Annotated in this window: 11 protein-coding genes; all 11 read left to right on the forward strand. The window is 65.1% G+C overall.

Going from position 1 to position 11,443, the window contains the following annotated elements:
• Nucleotides 1-250 precede the first annotated feature (250 nt).
• On the forward strand, nt 251-832 hold the full coding sequence (locus tag VGV06_04890) for a DUF4337 domain-containing protein (protein ID HEV2054496.1): 582 nt from the start codon (nt 251-253) through the stop codon (nt 830-832).
• Between the two features lie 641 nt (nt 833-1,473).
• Nucleotides 1,474-2,226: a response regulator gene (locus tag VGV06_04895; protein HEV2054497.1), complete on the forward strand. Its 753-nt coding sequence runs from the start codon at nt 1,474-1,476 to the stop codon at nt 2,224-2,226.
• A gap of 106 nt (nt 2,227-2,332) precedes the next feature.
• Entirely contained in the window at nt 2,333-4,060 is a 1,728-nt protein-coding gene (locus tag VGV06_04900) for a GspE/PulE family protein (GenBank protein HEV2054498.1), read from the forward strand.
• Nucleotides 4,061-4,970: 910 nt separating this feature from the next.
• Nucleotides 4,971-6,317, forward strand: a complete 1,347-nt coding sequence (locus tag VGV06_04905) for a sigma-54 dependent transcriptional regulator (GenBank protein ID HEV2054499.1) — start codon at nt 4,971-4,973, stop codon at nt 6,315-6,317.
• A 231-nt stretch (nt 6,318-6,548) separates the two neighbouring features.
• Nucleotides 6,549-8,114 (forward strand): HD domain-containing phosphohydrolase, encoded by a 1,566-nt coding sequence (locus VGV06_04910; GenBank protein HEV2054500.1) that lies wholly within the window; start codon nt 6,549-6,551, stop codon nt 8,112-8,114.
• Entirely contained in the window at nt 8,111-8,488 is a 378-nt protein-coding gene (locus tag VGV06_04915; protein HEV2054501.1) for a response regulator, read from the forward strand. Before VGV06_04910 ends, VGV06_04915 begins: the two co-directional genes overlap by 4 nt.
• Nucleotides 8,489-8,506: 18 nt before the next feature.
• Nucleotides 8,507-9,277, forward strand: coding sequence for a class I SAM-dependent methyltransferase (locus VGV06_04920; GenBank protein ID HEV2054502.1), 771 nt, complete (start codon nt 8,507-8,509; stop codon nt 9,275-9,277).
• 309 nt (nt 9,278-9,586) lie between these two features.
• Complete coding sequence (locus VGV06_04925) at nt 9,587-10,327, forward strand: hypothetical protein (GenBank protein ID HEV2054503.1); 741 nt, start codon at nt 9,587-9,589, stop codon at nt 10,325-10,327.
• 377 nt (nt 10,328-10,704) lie between these two features.
• A complete protein-coding gene (locus tag VGV06_04930) occupies nt 10,705-10,830 on the forward strand; it encodes a hypothetical protein (GenBank protein HEV2054504.1) in 126 nt (41 codons plus the stop codon).
• Nucleotides 10,831-10,851: 21 nt separating this feature from the next.
• Nucleotides 10,852-11,196, forward strand: coding sequence for an STAS domain-containing protein (locus VGV06_04935; GenBank protein ID HEV2054505.1), 345 nt, complete (start codon nt 10,852-10,854; stop codon nt 11,194-11,196).
• A gap of 4 nt (nt 11,197-11,200) precedes the next feature.
• The coding region (locus VGV06_04940; GenBank protein HEV2054506.1) for a hypothetical protein at nt 11,201-11,443 on the forward strand (243 nt) is incomplete at its 3' end.

Below are 11,443 nucleotides of genomic sequence, written 5' to 3' on the forward strand. Positions count from 1 at the left end.
TTCATCCGCGCTGTGCGCAGTTGACTGGCCAAGGCCCACGCCGGCCGTGACTGAGAATAGGCTTTATGTCATCGACGCTCTCCGCCGCATCTTCGAAAGCTGTTTCCCCGTTTCGACGGCGGCTTCCGCCACTTCATTTGTGTTCATTGTCTCCGGGGGCCGGGGCCGGAGATACTCTTTCGCAGCCGGATCCCCGTGGAAGGCTCCGGGGTGAATCTCGACGAGACGCTTCTTCGAAGAAGGAGTCCCCATGCCCGAAGGCCCGGAAGTCGAAACCGAAAAACTGCACGAGACGATTCACGAGGAGCTGGAGCACGGGGGCGGCTCGTTCCTGAAACGGATCGCGCTGACGACGGCGATCCTCGCGGCGTTCGCGGCCATCGCCTCGCTCCGCGCCGGCGCCACCGTGAACGTGGCGCTGGTCCTGAAGACCGAGGCCACGCGCCTGCAGGCGGAAGCCTCCGACCAGTGGGCCTACTACCAGGCGAAGGGCCTGAAGGCGGCGGTCCAGGAAGCTTCCGCTACGTCGTGGCTCGCCATGGGCAAGGAGCCGCCCGCGAAGTACCTGGACGACCAGAAGCGCTACAAGGACGAGCAGGCCGAGATCCGGAAGAAGGCCGAGGAAAAGGAGCATCAGCGCGACGAGAAATCGAAGGAGGCAGACGAGCTCATCCACCACCACCATGGCTTCGCGAGCGCGGTGGCCCTGTTTCAGGTCTCCATCGCGCTCGGCGCCGTGGCCGCCCTCACCCGCAACCGCCTCGTCTGGTTCGGCTCCATGGGTGTGGGCCTCGTGGGCATCGTCCTCTTCGCGAAGACGCTGTTCGGCTAGCTGTCAGCCTTTCTTCGGAGCGATCCGCCGTCTCATGGCCGCCGCGTGAGCGTGGCGCGCGAGCGGATCGCTTCAGGGCGGATGCATCTCATCGCCACGATCGACGCCCCGGCCGTCATTCAGCGGATCCTCGCCCATCTCGGGCTCCCAGGTGTGCGGGACGGCCCGCCGTCCCCGGCCGCCGTGTCGGCGGCGGAAGCTGAGCAGCGGGCACTCCCCTACGTGACGAGGTAGGCGGTGCCACGGGCCCGACCAGCTGCGCACGTCTGCCCTGCGGCTGCCTGGGGCCCAGGTGGAGAACTCCCGCCCCCAGCGTCGAGGCTCCGGTTTGACCTTTCCGGTGCGCTGTGGCAACATCGGAGGAACCTGGGAGGGGCACTTATCCCCGTTGTGCCAAGGCGATGACTGAGAATAGCTCGCGCGCTAACGAATCCGTCCCGGGAGCAGCACCACCGGGCGACGGCAAGTGGGACCATCCATCCTCCTGACTCTCCAAAATCCGTCGGGGATGTGACGACAAGCGTCATACAGAAGCGTGGCCGTAGCCTTGAGTGCTCCACAAGTAGCTGATTTTGTCGCGTGTCCATCATCCGGCAACGACGGTACGTCGCTTGCAGCAGATTCACAGCCGGGGGACTATCATGCCCGTCAAATTGCGGCGGCCGGAGTCGCGTCAACGCCCACGGACCAAGGTCAACTGGCCGGTGGTCGTGGAGCTGGACGATCGGGTGCTTCACGGCGAGGCGATTGACGTGAGTCAACTCGCCGTCAAGGTGCGCCTCGGGGAGCGGCTGGAAGACGCTTCGCTTGTGACGCTGCATCTCAACCCGCCCCAGGGATGCCCCGTCGACGCCCGAGCGATCGTATGGCGAACGGATGACGACGGTCCAGTCTTCCTCTTCCTCAAGAAGACGCCCGCCGTCCTTCTCGCAGGCAATGACAAGCACTCGCCGGCGCCGCGTGTTCTCACGATCCTGGTTGTCGACGATGATCCCAGCGTAGGCACTTTGGCGCGGGACATTCTCGGGTCCGCGGAATATCTCGTCCTCTTCACTCAGGATCCGGTCGAAGCGATCCAGCTGGCCAAGCAACGGCCAGGTGACATTGATCTCCTGCTCGTGGACGAGGTCATGCCATTGATGGACGGTCGAGAGCTCGCTCGACGTGTGCTCGACCTTCGCCCCAAGGTGAAGGTCTTGCTCATGTCGGGATTCGAGATGTCCAGTCTCCGGGACACGGGATGGCCGGTCATCGCGAAGCCCTTCGGCATCACGGAGCTCATCGAGAAGATCGAGGAATGCACCACCGCAAAGAGACGATCATCGGTATTCGCGGCTCCGACGCGATCCGCTCGACGGCCGACGGACCGGACAACCCGCTCGGACACCCCTTGACGTCCCCACTCTCGGCATGGCCTTCGCAGACGTAGGGCCGAGGACCGCGTGGAGCCCCAAGCGGGCGCCTGAAGCCGCGCTCGGGGCTCCGACCGAGCGTTGCCGGTTGGGCGAGATTCTTCTCGCCAACCAGGCGATCAACGAGCAGCAGCTCGAGGATGCCCTGGCCCAACAGGGGAGCCTGAACCTTCCCCTCGGCGCGGTACTGGTCAAGCTCAACTACGTCACGGACGACACCATGCGGCAGGCGCTGAGCAAGCAGCTCAACGTGCCCTTTATCGACCTCGAGAACGTGACGATCGATCGCCGGCTTGCCCGCGTGATCAACCGGAGCTACGCGCGGCGCCATTCGGTGCTGCCGATCGCCCAAGTCGGCCGGACGCTGACCGTCGCCATGGACGATCCGACGGACGGAGCCGTGATCGATGAGCTGATGCGGCTCACGAGCTTCGGCATCACCGTCGTCACATCCTCGAGCCGGGCGATCCAGCGGGCGTTCCGTCGCCTCTATGAAGAGGCGCCGGAAGCGCCCGGGACACTTGACGCCCAGCTGATTACGCCGATGGACCCTCCTTCCGACGTGGGCCAGGGTTCGTCGGCCATCGGCGACGAGCAGGCGGCCCGGCGCGCGGATGAGCTCTTTCGGCAGATCCTCTTTCGCGCGCTCGAAAGCCGCTGCAGTGACATCCATCTGGAGACGTTGCCGTTGGGGCTGCACGTGCGTTACCGGGTCGACGGTGTCCTGCGTAAGGCGCACTTTGGGACGCTGCAGGACAATCTCGATCAGAACATGCGCGAGATCACGTCGCGAATCAGGATTCTCTCCAAGCTCGACATCACCGAGCGGCGTCGCCCGCAAGACGGCAGCTTCCGGGTGTCGGTCATCCGCGGCGCGAGCAAGGTCACGATCGACCTGCGCGTCTCGGTCATCCCGAGCTACTCGGGCGAGAGCGTCGTCATCCGGATTCTGGATCGAGCGCAGGCGCCGCGCTCCATTGCCGCGCTCGATCTGTCGCCCGTCGTCTTATCCCGTCTCGAAGGGCTGCTCCAGCGCACCACCGGCATCTTCCTGGTCACCGGGCCCACCGGGTCCGGCAAATCGACGACACTCTACGCCTGTTTGATGACGCTTCACCGCCCGGAGATCCGCATCCTCACCGCGGAGGACCCGGTGGAGTACGTCTACGACGAACTGAGCCAATCGCAAGTCAACGACGAGATCGGCAACACGTTCGCTGGGTATCTCCGGGCGTTTCTCCGGCATGACCCGGAAATCATCATGGTTGGCGAGATTCGCGACCAGGAAACCGCGGAGATGGCCTTCCGCGCCGCCCAGACCGGGCACCTCCTCCTCAGCACGCTGCACACCAACAGCGCGATTGCCGCGCTCCCGCGTCTGCTCGATCTCAAGATCGAGTCTTCGCTCATCGGCTCGTCGCTCATCGGAGTCATGTCGCAGCGACTCGTTCGCCGGATCTGCCCATCCTGCCGGCAAGAATACGTGCCATCGCCTGAAGTGCTCAACGTGTTCTTCGAGACCGTGTCGGCCCACGTGAAGCTCTTCCGAGGGGTGGGGTGCGCCGACTGCGGCTTCAGCGGCTACAAAGGCCGGATGATGGTCGCCGATCTCTGGATGCCCGACGAGCAAGACGCGGGGCTCATCACCAGGCAGGCACACTTCGACGAAATATGTGCGAGCGCACAGCGCACTACGTCCAGCATGGCTCAGGATGCCCACGAGCGGCTGGTGGCGGGCACCACGACCGCCGAGGAACTGCTACGCGTGCTGCCGTACGGCGCCATCGTCGAGCATCGCCGACGATTTTCTCGCTGAGGCGGCGTCGGGCTTCGGGGGAGTCCGGTGCCTCCATGCCGCCTCCGTCCCGAGGACGAGGGAGCAGGGCGAATCTCGCCGTTGCACCTCGCCGGGCCGGAGTATACAGGAAGGGATGCGAGACCCCTTTGATGGCGCCACCGCCGTCGCGATGGGGAAGACCCGCTTGGCTCGAATAGGCGCAGGTTTACAGGCATCCAGGGCGATAGAGTAGGATGCACGTAGATGGCCGGGAAGAGCTCTCAACGGCTGCGTACTCAGTAGGTCGCGGGTTCAACTCCCGCCCCCAGCTCCACTTAACGGTATCTGAAGATCGCCGGCCGCTGGGCGGATCACGAGCGATGGGCACTGCTCGTCGAAGACTGGCGGCCCTCTCTCCGCCTTATGATGACTCCTCGACGGCGGGAGCTGAGCAGCGGGCACTCCTCTACGTGACGAGGTAGGCGGTGCCACGGGCCCGAGCCGCTGCGCACGTCTGCCCTGCGGCTGCCTGGGGCCCAGGTGGAGAACTCCCGCCCCCTGCGTCGAGGCTCCGGTTTGACCTTTCCGGCGCGCTCTGGCAGCACCGGCGGAACATGGGAGGGGCATTTATCCCCGTTGTGCCAAGGCGATGACTGAGAATAGGCTTCATGTCATTTACGCCCACACCCAGATCGCGCTCGCTGGTGAGCGCGATGCCGAACTGGATGAGCTCCTTCAACAGGTGTGTGAGCGGCGGTTTTTGGGTTGCCATCGCGATTGTCATCGTTGCCACAGGGAGCGGCAAGGTGTGTGTCACGCCTTTTGGTAAGAACGTAAACCGCCGTAATTGGTCGTGTTTCCGCGTTGCCCCGGCAGGTGGTGCCGTGTCAGCCTGGGTAATTTCATTGCAGTTGGTCGTTTTCCTAACGGCTGCTAGAATCGTCGCACGATGGATAACGTCCTGGTGATCGACGACGAGCGGAGCATTCGTGCACTGGTCGAGAAGGTCCTCAGCGAATCCGGCGTGGACGTGCACGGCGCAGCGACCGGAAAAGAGGGCCTCGAGATGTCCGACGAGCTGGGTCCCGAGGTGGTGCTGGTGGACTTGCGCCTGCCGGACATCGACGGTATCCACGTGCTGCGCGAGCTCAAGACCCGACATCCGGACACGGCCGTCATCATGATCACCGGCTTCGGCCACATCGAGAGCGCGGTGGCTGCGATGAAGAGCGGCGCCACCGACTACCTCGAGAAGCCGTTCCAGCACCTCGACAAGCTACGCATCTCCGTGAGGCGGGCCCTGGAGGAAGTCAAGGCCCGGCGCGAGATCCATCGGCTCACGAGCCGTGAAGAGGACAAGTACCGCACCGACCAGCTCATCGGCGAGTCGGCGTCGACGCGCAACCTGCGCGAGGTGATCGGCCAGCTCGCCCGCAGCGAGGCGCACACGATCCTCGTGAACGGCGAGAGCGGCACCGGCAAGGAGCTCGTGGCCAAGGGCCTGCACTACGAGAGCGCGCGCCGCGCCTTCCCCTTTATGGAAGTCAACTGCGCCGCCATCACGGACACTCTCTTCGAGAGCGAGCTCTTCGGCCACGAGAAGGGCGCCTTCACCGACGCCAAAGGCACGAAGAAGGGGCTCATGGAGATGGCCGACCGCGGCACGCTCTTCCTGGACGAAGTGGGCGAGGTCTCGCCCAGCGGGCAGGCAAAGCTCCTGCGCTGCTTACAGGAGCGGATGTTCAAGCGGGTGGGCGGCACGCGGGACATCAAGGTCGACGTGCGGGTCATTGCCGCCACCAACCGCTCGCTGGAAGCAATGGTCAAGGATGGCACGTTCCGGGAGGACCTGTTCTACCGCCTGAACGTCATCCCCATCGCCATCGCGCCCCTCCGGGACCGCAAGGACGACATCCTGCCGCTGGCCCGCCACTTCCTGGCGGAGGCGAACCGGACCTTCCATAAGGCGGTCAAGCGGATCGCCCCCGAGACCGAAGCGGTCATGCTCGGCTACGGCTGGCCGGGCAACGTGCGCGAGCTGAAGAACCTGATCGAGCGCCTCGTGATCCTCAGCACCGCGGAGTCGATCGAGCCTCATCACCTGCCGGTACAGTTCTCCAGCTTGCCCGAGACGCGCATGGCGGCGGAAACGTCCATGGCGCCCCGAACGCTCGCGGCCGTGGAGCGCTCGTACATGCAGCAGGTGCTGCATCAAGTGAACGGCAACAAGAGCGAAGCCGCCAAGATCCTGGGCATCACTCGCCAGACGCTCCGAAAGAAGCTCACCGACGCCTGAGCCTGCGCTGGGCATTTTCTGACCGGTGGACGCAAACCCGGCCGTCGGCACCGGTCAGAAAACAGCCACGCGCGGCCTGAGGTCCCGCCGCAGCGGGTATAAAAACTTTTGTTCACAGGCACTTATCCCGGATCATCGAGATTGGTACTGGGCTTGCTCATTAGCAGCCCGGCTGGCGCCCGACCCCGCACCCAGGCATAAGGGAGTTCCGATGAAATTGGAGGCCACGAAGTGAGCGCGCACGCCGTGAGCGTGGAAAAGGAGCCCTCGGTGGAATCTCTGCATGTCCTCGTGGTGGATGACAACGCATCACTGCTCCGCTTCCTCGTTTCCGCCTTCACGGCCAATGGCTGCGACGTGGCGCAGGCCTCCGACGCCGAGCAGGCGCTCGAGCTCATCGCGGCGACGAGCTTCGATCTCGTCGTCTCCGACATCAAGATGCCGGGGCTGACCGGGCTCGACGTCCTTCGCGCCGTGAAGGGCGCGCAGCCCAGCACGCCGGTGGTGCTCATCACGGGCGCGCCCTCGGTCACGTCGGCGGTGTTCGGACTTCGTCACGGCGCGTACGACTACCTCGCGAAGCCGTTCTCGATCAAGGAGATCCAGGACCTGCTGGCGCGCATCCGCGACGACCGCAAGAAGTGGAACGGGCAGGTTCCCCTTCCCGCCGGCCTCGCGGAGGAGCTGTCGCGACGCCAGTCGGGCGTGGAGACGCTCTTCCACATCGGCGGGCTCGCGCTGCAGGGGTTGGAGCCGGCCGCTTTCGTCGACAAGGTGCTCGAGCACACGGTGCGAAGCCTTCGCTGCGACGCCGCCCTCCTGCTCATGCGCGACGAGGAGGGACAGTTCACGTCGAGCCGCCACGGCGAGCCTGCGCTCGTGAACTTCGTGCTTGCCGCCCTGCAGAAGTCCTTCGAGCAGGTGGTGAAGACCGGGGCCCGCGCGGTGGTGACGATCACCCAGACGGGGCAGCCCGTCGACGCCATCGCCACCGCCATCCCGGGCGTGGGCCGCTCCGTGGGCCTGCTGTGCCTGGCGCGGGAGGCGAAGAGCGGCGGCTTCCTTCCCGACGAGCGGGAGATGCTCCTCGGCTACGCGCAGACGACGGCGGTCGCGCTGCAGAAGCTGATCCTGCGCGACAACATCGAGCGCAACCTCGTCGACACCATCACCGCCTTCGTCAACGCCATCGAGTCGAAGGACCCCTACCTGAAGGGGCATTCCGCGCGCGTGGCGCTGTACGCGGGAGAGCTCGCGGTCACCATGGGGCTGCCAGCGGAGACGGTGGACGTCGTGCGGCGCGGCGCCATGCTGCACGACCTCGGCAAGCTCGCCATCATGGACACCATTCTGCGGAAGCCGGGGCCGCTCACGGAGGAGGAGTTCACGCTCATCAAGGCCCATCCCGTGGCGGGGGCCAAGATCCTCGAGCCGCTGCGCTTCCTCGCGCGCGAGGTGTGCGCCGTGCGCTATCACCACGAGCGCTTCAACGGCTCCGGCTATCCGGACGGCCTTGCCGGTGAGGACATTCCGCTCGTGGCGCGCATCACGACGGTCGCCGACGTCTTCGACGCCATCACCTCCAACCGGGCCTATCGGACGGCGATGACGGTGGAGGAGGCGCGCGAGGAGATCGCGCGCGGGCGCAACAGCCACTTCGATCCGCGCATCGCCGACGCCTTCGCGCGCATTCCGGTGGAGCGCCTCGTGGAGTTCAACCGCCACTACGAGAGCCTCGTCAGCCCGGCCATGCCCATCGATCTCGCCGCCGCCGCGGCGCTGGTGAGGGCGCAATGAGCCAGCCACGCACCCGAATCCTGATCGTCGACGACGCCGGCTCGGTGGTGGTGCTGTGCGTGAACGTGCTGCAGGCGCTCGGCTACGCGGTGAAGGGCGCCAATCGCGGTGAGGCCGCGATAGAGATGCTCCGCAAGGAGAGCTTCGATCTCATGGTGCTGGACTACAAGATGCCCGGCATGTCGGGATTCGAGGTCTTCGAGCAGGCCCGCCCGCTGCACCCGAACATGGCCGTCGTGCTCGTCACCGGACACGGCACACCGGACATTGTGAACGAGGCCAACCGCCTCGGCTTCAACGCGATTCTCCTCAAGCCCTTCACGTCGGACGAGCTGCGGGCGACCGTTGAGAAAGTCCTCGCCGACCGGGCGTAGCCGGTGGCGGCTTCTGCGGTGACGTCGGTGCTGGGCAGCCTGAAGTGGGGCGTCGACCGCATGCTGGCCGTGGGCTACGGTGTCGTCTACGACTACATCTTCGAGCACTTCGACCCCTACCGGCGGCTGCAGCGCGAAGTGCTCGCCGCGGTGGAGGCGGAGGCGGGCGCCGAGCGCGCGGCTGTGCGCATCCTCGACATCGGCTGCGGGCCGGGCAACTTCTCGCTCATGCTGGCCGAGGCCGGCTTCACCGTGGTCGGCCTGGACGCGTACGACCCTCTGATCAGCCTCGCACAGGAGAAACGCCGGACGCAGCGGCTGTCGAACCTGGCCTTCAAGCACGGCGATCTCGTGAAGGACAGTCCGTTCCGCTCCGAGCACTTCGACCAAGTCATCAACGTCCACTTCCTGTACGCGCACCCCGACCCGATATCGGTGCTGCGGGCGGCGTACCGTGTCCTCAAGCCCGGCGGCCACGCCGTCTTCGTCAACCTCACCCGCCGCGTGCCCATGTGGGCGACGATCCGCGAGTTGTCGGCGCGCGAAGGCATCGTCCCCGTGCTCAGGAGCCTCGTGTGGGTGCTGCCGAACACGATCTTCGAGACGGTGCGGCGGCGGAGCGGGCCCCATTACTGGGACGAGGAACGCATGGCCCGCCATCTGCGGGAGGCAGGCTTCGAGCTCCTCACGCTGCGCCGCACGTTTTTCGATGGCGCCAGCCTTCTGGCCTCCGTTCGCAAGCCGCAGACCGCCGCAGGGGCCTCCGCCCAGCCGGAGCCGGTGCCATGAGCTCGCGCGCCAGCCTCGTGGCCCCTGGTCAGTTTCTCGCCGAAAGCCGTGGACGAAGTGGTGCGACCGATCAGGAATCACCCATGACGCAGGCGGCCAGAGCGCAGCTCATAGAAAGTGGATCAGTAGAATCAATAACTTATATCAATTCATCGGTCTGGTACCTCTCTTGCAACGTCAGTGTCGTGCAGTTGGAGCCGTCGAGATCACATGACAATCGGGTCACGTGGGGTTCAGGGGACTACAACCATCATCTTTGGTCGACTTGGGGCTCGCCGGAATACACTGGCGAGAGGTGAGGAGATGACAATGCAGAGCAAGGCTCGATCGATTTTGCGGAAGGTAGGTTTCATGTTCGGGATTGCGCTCGCGGCGCTGCCGCTCGTGCTTGCCCCCGCAGTCGCGCAGGCGCAGAGGGGATTCCAGACGTTCGACGCCCATGGCCCATTCGTGATCAGCCTGGGCAAGGACATTCACGCCGCCGGCAACAGCGGCCGATTCGTGGTGCCCGTGCGCCACGTGTACGGACTGCTCGTTGGCTCGCCCACCAGCACCAACTGGCTACCGTTCGTACCCTTTGTGATCGAGTTCGCTACGAACGTGCCGATTGCGACGCAGTCCGGTAACGTGCATGGCACACTCTCGATCTGCGAGGCGGCGGTCCCGACATTACTACCGCCGCTGTTCTGGTGCGTCGAAGACACGAGTATTAACTTCAGCGTTCCTTCGGGTCTGGATAACCCTGTGTTCCAGCCGGGCGCGGTCACGCGACAGGCCCACGTAGCTCTCCAGACGCAAATCGGGGTGACGCCGGTGTTGTGCAGTGCTCTGAACGACCCCGATGTCCGTTGCACCGCTCCCGACGGGTTCGCGATTGGGCTTCTCGTCACCGGATCGTTCACCTTTACTGGTGGGACGGCGCAGGGCCACGGGGACGTCAACGGCTACCTCGTGCTTCAACTGGATAGCGCCGGTCACATCATCGGCATCGCGATGTCGAACGGGGGCCCCGCGAGCAATGTCAACTTCACAGGTGTGTGGAAACCCTAGACTGATGGTCCAGGACGGTATCGCGGAAGCATACCCACGGGCCGCAGTCGGTGGACGGGCAGTGAAGCTGCCCGGAGCCGTCTGCGGCCTTTGGTCGAACAACCTACTGGATGACACAATGGTCGCGACGGTCGTACGCAGGACAAAGATCACGCACGTGAAGCCGATCACGCGAGAGCCCGAGTCAGACGAGGGCCGGGCGACGGCCTCGCAGGGGGCCATCGTCTTCCGGAACAAGTACATCTTCCTCCGGACGCTGGTCCCGAGCGACCTCGCGTACCTCTCGGAGTGGGCCAACGATCCCCACTTAAAAGGAGATCGACCTCGAGACGTCGCCGGGCGTCTTCTTCTTCCCCGGGCTGCTCATCAACGGCACGGTGACGTTCACGGATGGCGCCCAGGGCCACGGCACGGTCGACGCCTGGGTCATTCCCATCATCGACCACAACTCGGGCCATATCGTTGGCGTGTTCGCCGGTGCTCTCCTCCTGCAGGGCAACTAGGTAAGAATCAGGAGACCCGTCATGCTCAGTACCGCGGTCGTTGAACGATTCGACGGCCAGCCGCAGCCGGAGGCCCCGATGCCGGGGCTGACCCGGCTGCGGCTGGCCGGGCCCATCACCGCGGCCACCTCCGCGGGCGCGCGGGAAGCGCTCCTGGAGTCCGCGCGCCGCTCCGACTTCAGGCTGCTGGTCGATCTGCACGACGTTACCGCCCTCGACGCTTCCGGCGTGGCCGCACTCCTCGAGGGCCGGCGCCAGATCGACGGACACGAACAGGGTGTCATGGTGCTCCGCGCCAACGAAATCGTGATTCGCGCCCTCAAGGAGTCGGGAACGATGGCCGCGTTCAAGGTCTGGAAGGGTTAGAAATGTGATCTCCGTCGAGGACCTCTCGCAGAACACGCCGCTCGCGCGCGCTTCCACCCCGGCCGCGGGGATCGTCATCTCGCGCGGGCACCGCGTCTATCTGCGCACGCTGACGGTCCGGGACCTGGATCTCCTCACGGAATGGGTGGACGACCCCTTCATCGAGCGCATGGTCGGAAGTGAGTTCTTGCAGTCCTACAAGCACGTGTATGACAAGTCGCCCGACTTCTTCGGCGCGATCCTCAAC

It is taken from the genome of Candidatus Methylomirabilota bacterium (genome assembly GCA_035936835.1).
Lineage (GTDB): Bacteria > Methylomirabilota > Methylomirabilia > Rokubacteriales > CSP1-6 > AR37.